At 49.1% G+C, this 19,367-nt stretch carries 8 protein-coding genes, 1 tRNA gene and 3 rRNA genes; all 12 read right to left on the bottom strand.

Going from position 1 to position 19,367, the window contains the following annotated elements; genetic code table 11:
* Nucleotides 1-90 precede the first annotated feature (90 nt).
* A complete protein-coding gene (locus tag E0E47_RS07270; protein ID WP_130893317.1) occupies nt 91-2,232 on the bottom strand; it encodes a C13 family peptidase in 2,142 nt (713 codons plus the stop codon).
* Nucleotides 2,213-3,262 carry a type 1 periplasmic-binding domain-containing protein gene (locus E0E47_RS07275; protein WP_008630230.1) on the bottom strand — a complete coding sequence of 350 codons (1,050 nt, stop codon included), beginning with the start codon at nt 3,260-3,262 and terminating at the stop codon, nt 2,213-2,215. The genes E0E47_RS07270 and E0E47_RS07275 overlap by 20 nt, the downstream gene beginning before the upstream one ends.
* Nucleotides 3,263-3,265: 3 nt before the next feature.
* Nucleotides 3,266-4,444: a hypothetical protein gene (locus E0E47_RS07280; RefSeq protein ID WP_008630232.1), complete on the bottom strand. Its 1,179-nt coding sequence runs from the start codon at nt 4,442-4,444 to the stop codon at nt 3,266-3,268.
* A gap of 12 nt (nt 4,445-4,456) precedes the next feature.
* Nucleotides 4,457-6,478 (bottom strand): MAC/perforin domain-containing protein, encoded by a 2,022-nt coding sequence (locus E0E47_RS07285; protein WP_130893318.1) that lies wholly within the window; start codon nt 6,476-6,478, stop codon nt 4,457-4,459.
* Nucleotides 6,475-8,811 carry an MAC/perforin domain-containing protein gene (locus E0E47_RS07290; protein WP_130893319.1) on the bottom strand — a complete coding sequence of 779 codons (2,337 nt, stop codon included), beginning with the start codon at nt 8,809-8,811 and terminating at the stop codon, nt 6,475-6,477. Before E0E47_RS07290 ends, E0E47_RS07285 begins: the two co-directional genes overlap by 4 nt.
* Before the next feature lie 32 nt (nt 8,812-8,843).
* A complete protein-coding gene (locus tag E0E47_RS07295; RefSeq protein ID WP_130893320.1) occupies nt 8,844-10,274 on the bottom strand; it encodes a BACON domain-containing protein in 1,431 nt (476 codons plus the stop codon).
* Between the two features lie 231 nt (nt 10,275-10,505).
* Nucleotides 10,506-10,617, bottom strand: a 5S ribosomal RNA gene (gene rrf, locus E0E47_RS07300).
* Nucleotides 10,618-10,706: 89 nt separating this feature from the next.
* A 23S ribosomal RNA gene (locus E0E47_RS07305) occupies nt 10,707-13,598 on the bottom strand.
* A gap of 178 nt (nt 13,599-13,776) precedes the next feature.
* Nucleotides 13,777-13,839 (bottom strand) — tRNA-Ala (locus E0E47_RS17295).
* A gap of 158 nt (nt 13,840-13,997) precedes the next feature.
* Nucleotides 13,998-15,527 (bottom strand): 16S ribosomal RNA (locus tag E0E47_RS07310).
* Together the 16S, 23S and 5S rRNA genes with 1 tRNA gene alongside form the textbook arrangement of a ribosomal RNA operon.
* Nucleotides 15,528-16,013: 486 nt before the next feature.
* Nucleotides 16,014-17,864, bottom strand: coding sequence for a DUF6359 domain-containing protein (locus E0E47_RS07315; protein ID WP_130893321.1), 1,851 nt, complete (start codon nt 17,862-17,864; stop codon nt 16,014-16,016).
* 200 nt (nt 17,865-18,064) lie between these two features.
* A complete protein-coding gene (locus tag E0E47_RS07320) occupies nt 18,065-19,360 on the bottom strand; it encodes a VapE domain-containing protein (protein ID WP_130893322.1) in 1,296 nt (431 codons plus the stop codon).
* Nucleotides 19,361-19,367 lie beyond the last annotated feature (7 nt).

Consider the following 19,367-nt stretch of genomic DNA (forward strand, 5'->3'; position numbering starts at 1 on the left):
CCGCAATTTACGCAAATTCAGACGAATCCATTTTCCTTATTATATAAGTATAAGATTTCCCACTATTTTTTAAGAAAATACAACTTGCAATTATTCGCGCAGATACTCAGACATGGTATTCCGGAATATGTTCCCATAAAGGGCTTCATTGTAGACCGACACATGGGAACCCACAGTGTTGCGAGCCAACTTGTAATACAAATCACGCAAGGAAATCGAAGGATTGGCATCAATCGTCTCCTGAAAAGCACGGGTAAAACCATTGGAAAGCCAGATGTTCATTTCATAATCCTGCACGTCGGCTTTCGAGGTCTCACCGGCATTGGCCGCTGTCATGAACACGACACCGGGAATCCCTTTGCAAGCTTCGGCCATACTCCCCCCGTAACAAGCCTCCAAAGCCACGAACATTTTCCGATAGTTCCCACGCTCATAAGCCTTCCGTATCATCTTACCCAACTGCTGTCCCCGCAACATCTCATATCCTTCTCCCCAATTCAACCCATTATACACACCATGCCCGCTCCAAAACAGGAAAACATTGGTATGTTCGTCTCCCGTCACCACATAAGGCGTACGGCCTCCGGCCTCCCCCGCAAGGATAGCCTCCAAATCTTCCGGTTTCAAATCATCCAAACGGTAATCAATGCGTATCCCGTCATACACATTCCCACCATCCCGGTGCACGCGGACTACTCCCGGATACAAATTCTTGGGATTCCAGGCAATGTCATCCTCCGCCACCAAAATGATATGGTCGTCATCATAACCGTGACGTTTCATCAACTGGTACATGGCATACACATCCGCCTGATGACGGTAATTCGCCCAACCTTCGGAAGCCGCCACCAAAACGCACCAATTATGCCGTAAGGAAGGATATGCGGGATCTATCGCGTTTTCGTCAAAACTCTCCATCCGGGATGCCGCCCAGTTCCATCCGGCCAGTGTGGAAGAAGTCCGCCTGCTGCCGTCCGTAGACAAATAATCCCACGTATGGAAACCGTCTTCCGGCGTATAACTCCAATGTGCATAAGTGGAATGAAGGACGGAAGTATATTTCTCCTCATCGAAATCCCAACTGCCGGTCACGCCCACCAGATTCGGATAAACACCTGATTGCAACAAAGCAAAAGCCTGCCGCATGTCATCTGCCATCCAACCGCCATCATAGGCCGCACGCCCGTCTACCACACGCTTCAGAGCCTCATTCAGGCCAGACTCCGGCTCCCATTGCAGGGCCGTCAGACCATAAGCCAAGAAGACCAGTGCGTCATACAGATGGGACTCGCCATTCAAGGGTTCATCCCCATATTTCACCTGATAAACTGTGGGAAAGCCGGAAACAGGATCAGCCGCCAAAGCCATTCCTCCCCAATTCAGCCCCGAAGTCAAACGTCCTGCCAAGGTCGGAGCATAAACCATGTCTGAGCAAATCAAATTGATACCCCTCAGTTTCCATTCAGGATGAATCCGCACCAAACTGTCCAACCACACGGCATCTTCCGTACGGGACGGTGCGAAAAGCAAAGTCTGGAATACATCGTCATGCCTTAAATCCTCGAAACGCGCATTAATCTTATCCAAAGCCACGGCCATGTCCTCCGGTGTGGAATAGGTATAATTACCTTGTGACATCAATCCCAATTCTACAGCCTGGAAAGTAAACCAATCTATAAAACTTTGCCCATAGTCATCTTCACGGGAAAGGAGATACACATTTTCAGCCCCGCCCATCAACGCCTGGGTCAGCATCACCTCACACTGGCCTATGTCCGATTCGGACAAAGCCCACAGGAAATCCTTTCCTGCACAACTACGTTGCAATTCCACGGACGAGGCTGTTGGGAGTATCAAAGTCTTACGTCGTGCCCCGCAACAGGCGGAAGCCATACGGGCTGACGATGAATGATAAGGTCCTATCACGGCTGCCACGTCCGAATCGGCAGCCACAGCCTTCAGATAGTCCTCCAAATCAGGAGCATTTTCATCTTTCCACTCCACTTTGAGCTTCACTTTCCGGGACAATCCCCTTTGAGCCTTTTCCAAATCCTCCATGGCCCAAGATACGACTCTCTCCCAACGGCTTTGGTTCTCACCGGGCATGACCACGGCCACGCGGTATTCTTTCACCTCTGCCCCGCTGCCTTGTACGGCAGGTTCGTCCTCGCAAGCACCGCACAGCCCGCATGCCAGTGCAAGGATGCCATATTTAATGCTTTGAAGTTTCATATTCCTTATCTTTTTCAACGGCCTCCGTGCGGCAAGCCTCTACCATCGTGGCCATATTATTATCCGACAATCTGGGACTGACCACGATGTCCACCCAACCGGAAGACAGACCTAACGTCTGGCTCACAGGCCATTCTTTGCCTGCCACCCAATCCCCCAAATACATCTCCATCACCCCGTCCATCTTACGGATGACCGAAAAGAACACGGCCGTAGTGATGGAAGAGCAATCCACATCCATCCCGATGGTCGGTGTCCAAAGCACCTCACGGGAATACCGGTACACCCCGGCAGCCGACCCGCCCAACAAAGGATATACCATCCAATAACCCTCGCCTATCCGGTCCAACATACGGTAAGCACTGTCGGGCATGGCAAAACCTTCATAACCGTCAGCCAAATAACAAGTACGGCAAAAACGACCGCCTTGGGCATAAAATCCATCCGAATAGCCCCTGATGGCTTCTTCCAACACCGGTTCATCAGGCATGGCGGCCAACACCAATGTGGAATCCAACAGTTCGGAATCCCCGGAAGACAGTCCAACCACACTTCCAGCCCAATAGCTTACACCATACATGGAAAGATTGAACGTATATACCCCTACAGGATAGTCCCCCCCTTTCGTCTCGAACAGCAAGACTTTTCGATGGCCAAGCGGCCCTCCTTTCAGGGAGGGAAAATCACGGTATTCGCTTCCGGCCAACACCAACAGGTCGTTCTTCCCCTCTTTCTCCGGCTCCGCCAACCAGTCCTCGTAATCCTGCAAAGCCGCGTCAATGGACAAGGGGGTCTTCAAATGGAACTCCACCTCATCGCCATATACATCGAGGAAACGGCACACGCCTTCGAATATCTTGTCATTATATCCGTTGTCTCCCAATCCATTGGGACTGCAAATCAAGGTAAGCCTCCACTTTTCCAACCCTAAAGAAACATCGTCCGGTCGCCAGGTTTCATCTCCCGAACAGGCCACCAAAAAGCATCCGCCCCAAACAAGCCACAATAGCCTATGCAGATTCTTTCTCATACATCACCTGCGTTTAAGCTCATAACGGTTATTGTCAAACGCCCCATAACTAAAGTGCCTCATGGAACACAACAACAAATATACTCCTGGGACGTTGTATTCTTGTGTATCTATATATTGCAACTGGTATTTTTCTCCAAACTGTCCTCCTACATTCTTTAACCTGTAACCATAGAACCAATACTCATGCCAATATTCAAACCACGCCCAATATTCCTTCACTGTCGTGGTCATATGAAACCCTTTTTCGCGCATTTTGTTGTCAAAATCATCCCTCTGCCAATCCGAACCGGACAACACATCTTTGTAAGCTTCATCCATTTTATGTGGACGTGTGGAAGTTTTTTCTGTGCTTTTCCTATTATGGAAACACCCTGCTTCCGTATAGTCAGGAAAAGCCAACAGCAGGCGAGCCAACAAATCATCATGCTTGGTAGTATAATAATCATACAATGAATTAAAATCCGCCTCAGAAGGGACATTGTAATAATTAACAACCTTACCACCATCAGTAGCCATTTCATCCTTATCATCATTACTATCATAAGACCAACCTCCGTCCAAGGTAAACAAGACTCCATCCCTCCCAGTGTCATAACTGGCAATACAGACATAATAACGGTTATCTATTTTGTCATACAAAATATTACCTTTGGCATAAGGCGAACTGGCATTGTCGGGCCACAGCGTGGCAGGTATGAAATACAACTTGGTCATTACAGGCAAATCCACCAAATTGATGGTTAATGTAGCCAACGCCCCATTATCGCCACCTGGAGCAAAAACAAGGCTTCCCTGTTCTTGTAAATCCACTTCCAACACCCCGTTGAGGTCTACAGGCTCATTCGTAGTCCCCAATATGGAAGAACGGAAAAACTCCGTGGCTTCTTCCAAGTCGTCCATGCCCACGCTGAATTCCGTAGGCCTCGTCACATCAAGCACCTCTCCTATCTTAAAATCATAAGTGGCACTCCCATTCACGCTGTCCACCTCGCATAGGTTTTTGATGATTTGTTGCGCCTTCATAAAGCGTTCCCCCTCGGGGGTGGGTACCAATGGGTCTTTACCTTCCTGTGAAGTTTCATCCCCTTTCCCCACTTCTTCCTCTTCATTACAGGAAACAAACAGTCCAAGTCCGATTACCACATAACAAACTATCTCAAAATAATGCCAGATTCTCATATTTCCTCCATATTAATAATTAACTTCGCTCGTATTCCAAAAGAATTCATAATCGTCTTCCATGACCATGCGGTTCTTCAAATTGTCCGTACAGTCACGTCCCAAATCAACCCCGGAAAGACGGAATGCCTCTTCGCTACCATTTATCTCTTCGCGGTAGTTATCCACCTCTTCCGGCACAGACGTTTGCCAACGCCAGTTCGGCAAATCGGAAAACTCCTTATCCGTCGCCAAATAAAAATGTCCCAAGAACTTACGCGTCTGGTAATAGTATTTCCCTGTCAAAGTCCCGTCAATGCCGATACTTCCGGGCCATTCATAACCCAATACAGGATAGGCTTTCTGATATACCGTATTTTCGGTGGACTGCACCTCCAAGCGACCTGCGGTGAGGTAAAATTTCCCCGAAGGAAGATCCGGCACCGGTGTCACGACAAAACGACCGTGATGCCATGCCACACGGTAGGCGCGTCCCTGATACACACAAAGCCCTCCCGTCCAATCCATCGTACGGCCATATATCGGATAAGCCACGCTCACAGCTTCGTCCTTGCTAATCTCCGGCACCCACTCCCGGCACACCGTAGCCACATAACGGCCTGCCGAAATGATGTTTACCACGTATGGCATCTCCACGCTCGTTTCCTTTCCCCCCATCTTGCACTGCACGGTATCGAATGACATGGGAAAAGACGCATTGGCAAAATGGTTGAACCCGAACACTTCGCTCAAACGGGAAGCCGTCCCCACGGCACGGGTCTCCACAGATTTCGCCACTTCGGGGTCGGGTATCAAATCCCATATCGGGCAGACTGCCATATCGACCATCTCCACATTGTTGCCTGCATAGTTATCTTCGTCATACTGTATGCTGCTTTCCCATTGTGCCAACAATTCCGGTTGCACCCGTGCATTGTTGAAGTCGGGATTGATTACGGCCTCGTTCAAGATGGAAATCCTGCCTCCTGACACATCCATACGGCTCTCCGCCGCATTGAAGACATCCTTGAAATTATAATTACTGCCTTCCGACTTCATTTTCTTGAAAAACAGGGCTATCGTGTTTTCACTAAACAACCCTTCTTCCTCGTAGGTGTCGAAGCTTTGTTGGGAGACCGACACATGTAAATCCAACTTTCCTCCCAAGGTAGCCGACTGCACGACATGGGTTCCGAACCGTACGAGGAAAGAATCCAACGCCATAATGTCCGATGGATGGCGGGACAAATCCTCGATGGCCTTACGGAAACTGTGCGTCAGAAGCTCCGGGTATTCTTTCACATAATATTTCAACTTTTCCGTTTCCAATGAACGTATGCCTTTAGGGGATATGTAAGACGTGCTCACATAAAAGTTCTTCTTGTTGACCACTTCAAATACGTCCATTGTCTTTTTCAAGGTCCCTTTGTAAAGGATTAAATCGGCACCCGCTTCTGCCTCAAGCTCCACGCTGTGCACATAATCCGACAAACTATACCCCGACGAGGTTACATAGTAGATGGCATGCTCATAATCAGAGTTAAGCAACCGGTCATTCTCCTTTTCTTCCACTTCTTTCAACATCTGGAGGTTGATTACCTGGCTCATTACGCTGTTAAAAGAACATTTCTCGCCATTATACCCTTCAAAGGAATAACCCACGCCATAATTCCGGATTAAACCTTTGTCAATGGCATCACGCGAAGTTTGGTCACGGCTTTCCTGCACCACGGTATAACATTCCGTCCGCCCGTCTGCCAACCTCAATTTAAGGTTTCCGCAACGGTGTGTTTTCTCATCATTCTGCTCCAAATACAAATAAGATTTTCCTTCCTTTGGGACAAAAGTCAGGAATCCTCCTTCCGTTTCTCCTGCCACGACATCGCGTACATCCACCTGTAACTCACGGTAACCTTCCGTTCCATCAAAGATAAAGTCTGCCATGGGAACATGGTCTTCACTTCCGGAAAACATCGGAACTTCTGGCAAGATGTCCTCAGAACAAGCTGCCAACATCCCACCCATACATATGCACAACAATATTTTTCGTATCATTTCTTTTCCGTATATTTAAAGTTGGACGAACGGAACAAACGTACCGGATAGAAATTATCATTTGCCGACTTCAAGGTTGTCGTGCGCAACTGGTAATCCGGTGTCAACACCAATGCCGCACCGGTCTGTCCTTCGCCCTTGCATGCGATAACACTATATTCATTTACATAATGAAAATCAAAAGAACCCAAATACTTGTCATCGTTCATGATGTCATACACTCCATAAAAACCGTCAAACTGCGCATCGAAACCACTCAATTGCCCTTTGAACAGTACCTTTGGATTTTTATACACATAATTGCGCAAATTCATAATGTCATCAGTCTGGGGCAGATACCACTTGTCTACTCCAATAAATTCCTCGTTCATGCTCCTATAAGTAGGATCTATTACACCGAAAGTATTGGTATAATACCTATTCCCATCGAATATTTCATTCACCGTAACATTGCTGTATTCGTCATCCGGGTCGTCCGGCTCCCCCAAATAAATGCTGTGCTCCAAATTAGCACGCAACCAGTAACCCACACCGATCTTCACGAAGGGCAAGCGGTCCGTCACGTTGTCTATCAACACGCAATAGGCATCTTCCACCGTGATGCCCCCATAAGACACTCCCGCATTCATGTCATTTAAATAGAGGTTACCATTAACATAATACAATTTCGTGATTTTATCCGTCAGCCCCATACCGTCTATGGGGTTCACATAAACTAACCCTCCTTCAAAAGCGATGTAGGAAGGAGGATTACCCTCTCCATCCCCAAGGAATATTCCACGGTTCAGGTTCGGCGACCCTTTCACCAAAGGATACATCACCGTAACCCTACGGTCTGCCCGGATATCCGGCACGTATTCATGGCAAATCTCTGCCACCGGTACTTTCCCGTGATACACCACCTTCACCAAGGTTGCATCATCCCCTGTGTCGAAACGGAGCATCCCGTCATTCAACTCAATCATGCAGTTATCGCCCTGCATGATATCCTTGTCATAATCATAATTGCTCTGCTTGGAGATTTCTTCCACCCGTTCGCGGATAAGACGAGCCAGTTCCGGCTCAAAAAACACCCATATCGGTAAAGTCGTACATCCTACAATGGTCAACCGTTTACGCAACTCCGCATCATTACGGTAATCCCCCTCCAAACTGTTCATCCAATCAGAGAGCAAATGTTGGTCTATTTGGCTCTCATTGCTAAAATTCTCGATGGATTTCCGTATTTTCTCCACACATTCATTTTCTCCTGCCCGGATGGTAAAAGACTTCGAAGCACTGCAATCCGTGGAAATACTGGCATCTATCCGCGAAGTCTCTGCCGAAGGCTGTATCTTGCCATACACATATTTCGTCCGCATTTCCGTATAGGTTTGCACGTCCGCCACTTCTTTCTTCTGAAAGTCTACCATATACTCTATCATCCCTCCTAAATCGGCAGAAATAACAAGATGCGTCCCGAAATCCTTTAGCAACCGGTCTACATTTTCAATGGTGGGGTCATTCATGATTTTCTCGCGTAGTCGGTTAAAAGCCTCAGAATAAATGTCCTTCCCCCCGTTGGCCAAATACAGTAGCCCCGCCTCGTCCAAATAACGTGAAGCCACAACCTTGGACAAACGGGAATACCCATAGCACCGTTCTTCTACGGTCGAATAATTATTGGTCTTCACAAATTTGCCTACGGTCTTTTTCGACCCTGACAGGTTGCTTTTCTCTCTTTCCTGGGCTTCCGTAAAGGTCTGGGACAACTCGTCAAGCGAATACCCCGAATACATTTCTATTTTCTCATAGCTCCGGTTATCCTCTTGAATGAAATTGTCGCCCAATTCTGCCTCATACTTCAACAGCTTGTTATAATCCAGAACCGGAGCCACCAGGCTATTCTCACTCATAAAATCCTGCAATATATTGTATCCCCATCCCACACGGAAGTCTTGCGTCAACTCACCTCCCGACAAAGCATTATCCTCCGCATCCAGCCACCCGCACTGGTATATGGAAATCCCCACAAACTGTTCCGGCGAATCGGCATAACTCACCCTGATTTCAGCCCTACGCCCATTATCACCATCATTGGTGGCGGCATAAAACTCTAAAATACCGTCTTCTGCCAAAGTATCAGAAGTGAGAGCCACCCAGTCAGCCATACATTCCACCACACATTTTTTGGGCGAGCGTATGCTCACATCATAGTACCGTCCCACACGCCCCAAACTTATCTCAGCCTCGCTGACCTCTATTTGGACATCGGGTAAAACCAACGCATTTTCATGCTCTGAACAAGAAAACAAAACCATGTTTGCCAAAATCATGGCAAACATGGAAATCATGGATAAGCTCCTCACTTCACTTAATATTCTAATTAGTAATTACTAAAATCCACTATTGCTTTAGGATTATCCTTGTATTTCTTTACGATATAGTCCTGTACGATTACGGCAACCTCGTCGTCAAAGAAGCTCCATATCGGTGTCAAAGTCATTTCCACGACTTCGGCCGTATTATTCTTTTTATTGGCTCCGTCCATCACAATGCTATTCGCCCAGTCTGTGGCCAATTGATTCACTTCCGCGCGTTTGACAGCCATCGTACTCGTCAAATATTTGGCCATCTCTTGCCCCTTAGCTACCTGCCCGCCTAACATGGTCAGCTCCAAATTGGAATGGGACAACAACATCTCACCTTTCCGGATATAATCCGCATGTGCTTCTCCCGTAATGGAAATGGCAGCTTGTATGGACAGACTGGCATCACCTTTTATTCCCATATTGTCCGCTACATCAAAACTATCTGCGTCCAACTTCATTGTCATTTCACCTCCTAAAGTAGTTCCTGTCACTACCACAGGTCCATAAGTCGCATCCAACTTAACTAAAGCCGCATCCAATTGTGCCTTATTGGCTGACGGATTCTCCGCCAATTCATTAATTTTGTCTCTCAAATTAAGGAAACCGATACTCAACATTTGCCGCTTTATTTTTGCATCCTCTTCTTCAGCAACATAACCTAACAAATCCGCATATCCCAAAGACGCTTCATACACCGGATAACGGCATCCCATCCTGTAAGTCACATTCGCATCGGCCACTTTCTCCCCACTGATATAAGCACCGGAAATATCCAGTTTAAACAAACCGAAAGATACGCCAATCTTCAAACTTACATTGATTGAGTCTAACTTATTGTCTATGGAATCATAACTTATAATCTTCACATCAGATGCTGCAATGGGGGCTTCCGTATATAAGCCAAGATCCGCATAAGGGGCATCTTCCCCATTAATAAGTTTTTTCAAGCCCGTCATTTGCACAACAGACTGCTTGACTTTTCGGTTTATGATGTCATACCCTTTACCGATGCCCTTATTATTAAATACATCATAAAATTCCACATCGTCATTTTCCGGCATGCTTTCACCATTCAACAAGTTAGTCTGACTCACCGGTATCTGGACTTTCGTGCCATTTTCAATAACCAAGACCAAATTATCCGTACGGCTCTCTTTTGTCCCATTGTCTTCTATATAAAGCTCAACGGAAGCATCCCCCTTACCGGTTGGTGTCAACACGGTAATCCATTCATTAGTTTCAGGAACGGAAAGCGTCCATGCCTGCCCTTCCTCCACGTGAACGTTTAGTCTATAATAGCCGCCCAAACGATCTACATCCAATCTCTCCTCTCCAAAACCGACATGACTACCATGATTTTCATTTTCGTCATCACAAGAGGAAAGCGCATAACACAAACTTCCACACAATAAAGTAAAAAACAACTTTTTTAATAAACCTTTCATCTCTAATATTTATTTATTAATACAATCCTATAAAGCCAGACATCTATAAACAGCTGTCTAAAAAACTTTTATGAGATGTAAAGATACAACATACTTTCAATAAGTCAACAATTACCCCCCCCCGTATTTTAACTCTTATTTTATTAATTTATAAAATAAGAAAAAACCATCCTCACACAAATGAAAAATTCCCCGCGCAAGGCAAAAGCCCTGCGCGGGGAAAACAAATTAAAAAGGCGGCTACCTACTCTCCCACCTTGCGGGCAGTACCATCGGCGTGAGCGGGCTTAACTTCTCTGTTCGGGATGGGAAGAGGTGGAACACCGCTGCTATAGCCACCAAAATATGGCAGACATATCACACTGTATTGACTTTACTTGTTTACTGATACAAAACACACGCATCATAAAGGATATACCCCCGTAACCTGAGGCATGAAAGCTTTCGGGCTATTAGTAGTGCTCGGCTTTGGCGTCGCCGCCTTTACACCTGCACCCTATCCACGTCATCGTCTTTGACGGCCCTCTAAAAGGAAATCTAATCTTGTGGAAGGCTTCGCGCTTAGATGCTTTCAGCGCTTATCCATACCCGACGCGGATACCCGGCGGTGCGCCTGGCGGCACAACCGGCAAACCGGAGGTCGGTCCGGCACGGTCCTCTCGTACTAGTGCCCGAACCACGCAAATTTCCAACGCCCACGATAGATAGAGACCGAACTGTCTCACGACGTTCTGAACCCAGCTCGCGTGCCACTTTAATGGGCGAACAGCCCAACCCTTGGGACCTTCTCCAGCCCCAGGATGTGACGAGCCGACATCGAGGTGCCAAACCACTCCGTCGATATGAGCTCTTGGGAGGGATCAGCCTGTTATCCCCGGAGTACCTTTTATCCTTTGAGCGACGGACCTTCCATGCGGAACCGCCGGATCACTATGCTCCAGTTTCCTGCCTGTGCGGCCTGTCGGCCTCCCAGTCAAGCGCCCTTCTGCCATTACACTCTGCGGCCGGTTACCAATCGGCCTGAGGGCACCTTGAGGAGCCTCCGTTACGCTTTTGGAGGCGACCACCCCAGTCAAACTACCCGCCAAACGCGGTCCTTGTATCCAACAAGTTAGTACCCAGACGGCCAAAGGGCCGTATTTCAACGACGGCTCCAAAGGCACTGGCGTGCCTCATTCTACGCCTCCGGCCTATCCTACACATCGACGGCCCGGGTACAACGTTAAGCTGTAGTAAAGGTTCACGGGGTCTTTTCGTCCCATCGCGGGTAATCGGCATCTTCACCGATACTACAATTTCACTGGGATCACGGTTGAGACAGTGTCCGGATCATTACACCATTCGTGCAGGTCGGAACTTACCCGACAAGGAATTTCGCTACCTTAGGACCGTTATAGTTACGGCCGCCGTTTACCGGGGCTTCAATTCGGGCCTTCTACATAAGTATGAGCCCTCCTCTTAACCTTCCGGCACCGGGCAGGTGTCAGGCTGTATACGGCTTCTTTCGAATTTGCACAGCCCTGTGTTTTTGTTAAACAGTTGCCTGGACCTATTCTCTGCGCCTCGTTTACACGAGGACCCCTTGTTCCGAAGGTACGGGGTCAATTTGCCTAGTTCCTTAACCGTGAATCTCCCAAGCGCCTTAGTATGTTCTACCCGACCACGTGTGTCCGTTTACGGTACGGATGACTTGGTGCTGGAGTTTAGCGGGTTTTCTCGGGAGCATGGTTACCGGCGCTGTCGCGTTGCCCAGAAGGGCGCCGCGTACTTTCGCGCTTCGGCTCGGGAGGTGGGCTTGCCTGCCTCCCTCGTAACCTTTGCGCTTAAACCCCCTTTTCCGTCAGGGGGCGGCCGTGTCACTTCTCCGTCGCCGCGTCACACACCAAGACAGTAACGGAATATTAACCGTTTGATCCATCGCCCTCGCCCTTAGGCTTATGCTTAGGGACCGACTCACCCTGAACCGATTGGCGTTGTTCAGGAAACCTTGGTCTTTCGGCGGGAGGGGATCGCACCCTCCTTATCGTTACTTATACCTACATTTGCTTTTCCATCCGCTCCAGAGCCGCTCGCGCGGCGCCTTCGACGCAGGATGGAATGCTCCCCTACCGATATTCTCATATCCCACGGCTTCGGTAACTGGTTTCATACCCGATTATTATCCACGCCCATCCCCTCGACTAGTGAGCTGTTACGCACTCTTTGAATGAATGGCTGCTTCCAAGCCAACATCCTAGCTGTCTGGGGGGACGGACTGCGTTAGTCTAACTTAACCAGCATTTCGGGACCTTGGCCGGTGGTCTGGATTCTTCTCCTCTCGGGCACGGACCTTAGCACCCGTGCCCTTACTCCATGGATTGGCCGGCGCGCATTCGGAGTTTGTCAGGACTTGACAGGCGGTGAAGCCCTCGCATCCTATCAGTCGCTCTACCTCGCGCCGGGAACTCCACAGGCGGCACCTAAATGCCTTTCGGGGAGTACGAGCTATCTCCGAGTTTGATTGGCCTTTCACTCCTACACTCACCTCATCCAGAAGCTTTTCAACGCTTATTGGTGCGGACCTCCATCCCGTGTTACCGGGACTTCATCCTGGACAAGTGTAGATCACCCGGTTTCGCGTCTGCCACCACCGACTCCTGCGCCCTTTTAAGACTCGCTTCCGCTGCGGCTGCGGGGCTCATGCCCCTTGGCCTTGCCGGTGACGGCAACTCGTAGGTTCATTATGCAAAAGGCACGCCGTCACGCCCAATGGGCGCTCCGACCGCTTGTAGGCGCACGGTTTCAGGATCTTTTTCACTCCCCTAACAGGGGTGCTTTTCACCTTTCCCTCACGGTACTGGTTCACTATCGGTCTCTTACGAGTATTTAGCCTTGCCGGATGGGCCCGGCTGATTCACACAGGATTACACGTGTCCCGCGCTACTCAGGATTCCGCTACGCTTCGCATGGCTTCGTGTAAGGGGCTGTCACCCTCTATGGCGGAACTTTCCAGTTCCTTCCACTCGCCATCACTCTTGCGACATCGCGGTCCTACAACCCCGGCGATGCCTGGACAACGCCGGTTTGGGCTATTCCCCGGTCGCTCGCCACTACTGGGGGAATCATTATTTATTTTCTTCTCCTGCGGGTACTAAGATGTTTCAGTTCCCCGCGTTCGCCTCCCGCTCTCGCGGGATAACGTTTCTTCAAAACGTTGGGTTGCCCCATTCGGATACCCGCGGGTCAATGGCCATTTGCGCCTCACCGCGGCTTGTCGCAGCTTATCACGTCCTTCATCGCCTGTAAGAGCCTAGGCATCCGCCGTGCGCCCTTGAATACTTTCTATACCTTTTACGGTTACACTCCTCTTTGCAAATCGCAAAGGGCGGTATATACTTTATAATGCGTCTTGTATCAAATCTCTGATACAAGAGCTTGCGCTCGATTTTGTATCTTTTACTTTTTCAAGTTTCTACGTTGTGCAATATGTCAAAGAACGTTTGGAGTTTCAACTCCATCGTAGAGAATAACGGATTCGAACCGTTGACCCCCTGCTTGCAAAACAGGCATTCTATCCTATTGAACTATAAAACTGAAGGTCTGCCTGAAGATTCACCTCGGAGTTGCCGAACCTATCTTCATTCTCTTATTCTTTTTTGTCTACATTCAAAGAAAGAAATCAGTGTACAAGAGGAAACCCAACCATCAAGACATTTAAACATAACGCCTCTAGGAATGCTCCAGAAAGGAGGTGTTCCAGCCGCACCTTCCGGTACGGCTACCTTGTTACGACTTAGCCCCAATCACCGGTTTTACCCTAGGCCGACCCTCGCGGTCACGGACTTCAGGCACCCCCGGCTTTCATGGCTTGACGGGCGGTGTGTACAAGGCCCGGGAACGTATTCACCGCGCCATGGCTGATGCGCGATTACTAGCGAATCCAGCTTCGTGGAGTCGGGTTGCAGACTCCAGTCCGAACTGAGAGGGGTTTTAGGGATTGGCCAACCGTCACCGGGCAGCGGCCCTCTGTACCCCCCATTGTAACACGTGTGTCGCCCCGGACGTAAGGGCCGTGCTGATTTGACGTCATCCCCACCTTCCTCGCACCTTGCGGTGGCAGTGTCCCCAAAGTGCCCGGCATTACCCGGTGGCAACTGGGGAGGGGGGTTGCGCTCGTTATGGCACTTAAGCCGACACCTCACGGCACGAGCTGACGACAACCATGCAGCACCTTCGCAGGAGTCCCGAAGGAAAGGGCCGTCTCCGGCCCATGCACCTGCGATTCAAGCCCGGGTAAGGTTCCTCGCGTATCATCGAATTAAACCACATGTTCCTCCGCTTGTGCGGGCCCCCGTCAATTCCTTTGAGTTTCACCGTTGCCGGCGTACTCCCCAGGTGGAATGCTTAACGCTTTCGCTTGGCCGCCGACACTATGTCGCCGACAGCGGGCATTCATCGTTTACTGTGCGGACTACCAGGGTATCTAATCCTGTTTGATACCCGCACCTTCGAGCCTCAGCGTCAGTAATGCCCCGGTACAATGCCTGCGCGATCGGAGTTCCTCGTGATATCTAAGCATTTCACCGCTACACCACGAATTCCATGTACCCTGTGCATACTCAAGGCTGCCAGTTTCAACGGCGGAACGCGGTTGAGCCGCGCCATTTGACCGCTGACTTGACTGCCCGCCTACGCTCCCTTTAAACCCAATAAATCCGGATAACGCTCGCATCTTCCGTATTACCGCGGCTGCTGGCACGGAATTAGCCGATGCTTATTCATAAGGTACCTGCAAATGGCCATACATGGCCAACTTTATCCCCTTATAAAAGGAGTTTACAACCCGTAGGGCCGTCGTCCTCCACGCTACTTGGCTGGTTCAGGCTCGCGCCCATTGACCAATATTCCTCACTGCTGCCTCCCGTAGGAGTTTGGACCGTGTCTCAGTTCCAATGTGGGGGACCTTCCTCTCAGAACCCCTACCCATCGTCGCCTTGGTGGGCCGTTACCCCGCCAACAAGCTAATGGGACGCATCCCCATCCTTTACCAATTAATCTTTATTCATCAAGTCATGCGACTAAACGAAATCATCGGGTATTAAACTTCCTTTCAGAAGGCTATCCCCGGGTAAAGGGCAGGTTGGATACGCGTTACTCACCCGTGCGCCGGTCGCCATCAAACCCAGAATAACTGAGCTCATGCTGCCCCTCGACTTGCATGTGTTAAGCCTGTAGCTAGCGTTCATCCTGAGCCAGGATCAAACTCTCCATTGTAGAATATCATCTTACTCCTGCTTGAAACAGGAATGTTTGTATCTGTGCTCTTCCGGACGTTACTTTGTCGCTTACCTGTCTTTTTTATCATTCAGTTTATGAAAACTGAACTGACGGTTGGTTTCTTTTTTACCCTTGACATCCTGCCTCTCAAAGAAAAAACAGATGCCAAGCTCTTGTACTACTTCTTCCTTTATGTAAGACTTTCAATGAACTCTTGTTTACTTGTCGCTCTCGTTCCGTTTTGCCTTGTTAGCGGCGTTGCTTCCCGATTGCGAGTGCAAAGGTAGACACTTTTTCAGTAACCACCAAATTTTACGCCAACTTTTTTTGGCGAAAATGACATGTAAAGATACAAAATCAAACCGAAACATGCAAGAAACATGCTGTAAAACATGTTTTTAACACAAGCACAAACCACGCAAAAAAAATATTGGCCGCCCCATCAAGAGGCGGCCAACTATTATCATCTAAAGCCCAAATGGCTTATCTAACCACTTTCTTCACTTGCTGACCTTGCTTCACAATATAAATGCCCTTCTGCAATCCATTCAAACTATCTCCTACCTTCACGCCACCTAATGTGTAAACTTCAACCGGAGAATTATTCTCAACCTCAATACCGCCTACAGATGAACCGTCTTTCTCAATATAAAGTTCCGGTAATATCCCCTGTGCATCCGAATACGCTCCAAAGCTTGTATATTGGGCTGAATACTGAATCCATTTATTCATTTCTGCATTTGTAATAGTAGCCAAACCATCATCTGCAATACTGATGGTCCATACATAACCACTTTCTGGCATCTCTTTGCTTACATTGAAACTATTGAAAGTTCCTTTCATATACAAATACCGACCGTATGAATCCTGAATAGTATAACCGCCATCCACTGCCGTAATCGTAAATGCATTGGTTTCTTCTGTGCTAAATTCACCATTTGACATCGTTACATCAGACACATCCAAATACCCATACTCTTTTGATTCCACTATGTTCTGTGCAACCTTACTATTTTCATCCTGTGTTACCAACATAGCATAACGTTGGCCACTGACAATCTCATTTACCTTAGCAAATGTTATTGTAGGTACAGGTTCTGGAGTTTCACCATCCTCTAATACATAATCAGACACTTCTTTGACGCCACAAACTCCGAAATAAGCTTCCAAGTTACCCAACAGATTAACTTGTTTCCCCAAATTTTCTGGATTATCTTTCAGATTCAGTGCTGTACGAACATCACCTTGCGGTAATTGCACTACCACACATTGAGTATAGTCTTTCTGATTAACATCGCTAGCAATCAACATATTGCTTACCGACACACTCTCACCTTCTGCACCAAAAATAGCAGATTCTTCATTTATACTCTGCCCATTCACGTAACCTACAATATAACCTTTTACCCAAGCTTCTCTGTTGGGATTCTCCAATATGAGCACATCAGAAACCGTATAAGGAACCTCCTTTGTACCTTCCCCAGACAATTGGACAGCCATTCCTGTCATAGACACCACCACAGGCTCCTTCAACCCTCCACCGGAAATTGTCAAAGTACCCATATAATCACCAGAAGACGTCGGTGCAAAAAGAACTTCCAACTCTGCATTAACCGCATCATCTTTAGGGATAGTTGTCGTAGCACAAGAAAAAGCTTTCCCTTCCACAACAACAGTTAAATCACCAGTCAAATCAGAACCTGAAATAGCTACTTTTTGGGTCAATTCAGTTCCCACTCCAATAGCACCAAAAGCCACAGCACTGGGAGCTGACACAGATGCATCCGGTATCTCGCCTGCCTCAAGTTTTGTCACTTCAATATTATCCAAGAAAAAACGTCCCTTCGATTCTACCGAAGACGAAAATGTAATTTTTGAAGCAGCAGTTCCTTTTATCTCCAAAGAAAAGTCTTTCATATTGGCTGCATAAGGAGCCGGATCATTCGTCAAACCTGTAATTTCTACTGCCTCTTGTTCATCTACCTGTACCATCAGGCTTGTAGCATCTTTACTCCATGCACATGCCTTGAACTTCAATGTATATGTAGCCGAGGCATCAGACAAATCAATAGACGGTGTAACAAGGATCCCCCCTTTTTTACTCGCACCGAATTTAGCATTCCCCTCACCGGCATAGCCGTTTACACAACTCCAACCCGTAGTGAGTGTATAAGGATCCATTCCATCATCCATCTTGGTTCCCGGATTATCAGGATCTTTCGATGTACACTTACTGAAATCCTCACTCAAAATCACTTGTTGGGCGGCTGCTTGTCCTGCCACAAACAACAAAGCCAACAACATCCAATTTTTTAATGAAGTAAAACTAGTCATACGCTTATGTTTTTAATAAGTTAATAAATAAGTATAAACAAATATAGGCAATATATTCCATAACAAGCGATTCCTTTCGCTAAAAAGAGTGAAAAGGAGGATAAAAGAACAAGAAAAAGCGTAGAATGTAACATGAATGACGTATCATGGAGCAAGAAAGCCCGATAAAGCGAAACCCATTCTTTGAAAAGGCACTAATTTTAAGAAGAAGCCTCCAATGGTACAATCCTGTAACGGTTACCCTTTTCCGTATGCCGCCGTTCCACGCCTGCGGCCACGAGGGCGCGGCTGAACTCCTGCATCCCGATGCCCGTGAGCGTGCCCGGATGACGCTTGCGCAACAGGGCGATGAGCTCGGGGAGGGAAACGGACAGGGCCTCTTCACCCGGACGGGCGGCACGGAAGTGGCGGGCGAATGCTTCTTCCGCAGGGCAAGTGCGGTAGAAAGCCACGTTGGCACGTTGGATTTCCGCCTCTTCTTCCGCCGTGAACCAGTAACGCCCGCCGCCGAGGAGCATGCCCTTCAGTTGGGCATAGATTTGGGCATGGTCGATGCCCGTGCTGTCGATGGGGCGCTCCACCTCCACGCAGAGGAAGCGGCGGCTGCCAGAAGGGTCGGAAAGCAGTTCGTGGCTGTTGGACGTGGCCATGAAGGAGGCGATGCGCGGCAGGCGGAGCGTGTCGCGCCGGTAAGCCTTGCGCACGTGCAGGGCGGTGAGCTGCATCACGTTCTTCAAGGCCGGATGGCGGCGGACGGGGATGCGGTCGAACTCGTCCAGGTTGATGAGCCCCATTTCCACCAAGAGCTGTTCCATACGGGCGGTGTTCGCCACGTCAGCGCTGTCGGTGTAATAGGCGGACAGTTCGGGTGGCAGGAGGTTGCGGCAGAACGTGGATTTTCCCAGTCCTTGCCGACCGCTCACCAATACCGGGGCCACACTGTTGGCATGGCCGTCGCCCATCCCCATCCACTGCGCGGCCACGGCCAACATCCACCGGCGGAACCCGCGCACCCACGGCGCACTGTCCGACACGCGCCGGGCCAACGCGTCGAGGCGCTCCTTGCCGTCCCACGGCGGCAGGCGGTCGAAATAATCACGGAAGGGATGGTGGTCGGGCAGGCGGTCGGAGGCCACGAAACGCGACACGTCGCGGTCCCAGCACGGGATGCCTGCCTCGTGGGCGGAGAGGCAGAGGGAGTTGAGGTCGCGTGCCGTGAGGGGGAGGAAGGAGGCCGCATCCTGTCCCTTGGGGCGGAACTCCGCCTGCCCCGTCAGCAGGTTGTGGCGCAGGTCGTAACGCGCCTCCGCGAAAGCGGCCAACCGACGCTCAAGGGTGGCAGACGTGCGGTCTTTCGTGCCGTATGCTTCCGCCTTCCTTTTTAATAAATCGCTCCCACTCGGCAAAGCCAAGCGAGCTTGCCTCTGCGCCCGCTTACTCGCGATTTTCTCCACCCACCGGCGTACCGCCCTCTTTACGATCTGTTTCAGTTCCATGTGCTTC

Source organism: Paraprevotella xylaniphila YIT 11841 (assembly GCF_900683745.1).
GTDB lineage: Bacteria > Bacteroidota > Bacteroidia > Bacteroidales > Bacteroidaceae > Paraprevotella > Paraprevotella xylaniphila.

Bases quoted from the DNA above. Each gene is read 5' to 3' on its own strand.
- E0E47_RS07320 (WP_130893322.1), bottom strand. From the start codon at position 19,360: ATGGAACTGAAACAGATCGTAAAGAGGGCGGTACGCCGGTGGGTGGAG.
- E0E47_RS07315 (WP_130893321.1), bottom strand. From the start codon at position 17,864: ATGACTAGTTTTACTTCATTAAAAAATTGGATGTTGTTGGCTTTGTTG.
- E0E47_RS07295 (WP_130893320.1), bottom strand. From the start codon at position 10,274: ATGAAAGGTTTATTAAAAAAGTTGTTTTTTACTTTATTGTGTGGAAGT.
- E0E47_RS07270 (WP_130893317.1), bottom strand. From the start codon at position 2,232: ATGAAACTTCAAAGCATTAAATATGGCATCCTTGCACTGGCATGCGGG.
- E0E47_RS07280 (WP_008630232.1), bottom strand. From the start codon at position 4,444: ATGAGAATCTGGCATTATTTTGAGATAGTTTGTTATGTGGTAATCGGA.
- E0E47_RS07275 (WP_008630230.1), bottom strand. From the start codon at position 3,262: ATGAGAAAGAATCTGCATAGGCTATTGTGGCTTGTTTGGGGCGGATGC.
- E0E47_RS07285 (WP_130893318.1), bottom strand. From the start codon at position 6,478: ATGATACGAAAAATATTGTTGTGCATATGTATGGGTGGGATGTTGGCA.
- E0E47_RS07290 (WP_130893319.1), bottom strand. From the start codon at position 8,811: ATGATTTCCATGTTTGCCATGATTTTGGCAAACATGGTTTTGTTTTCT.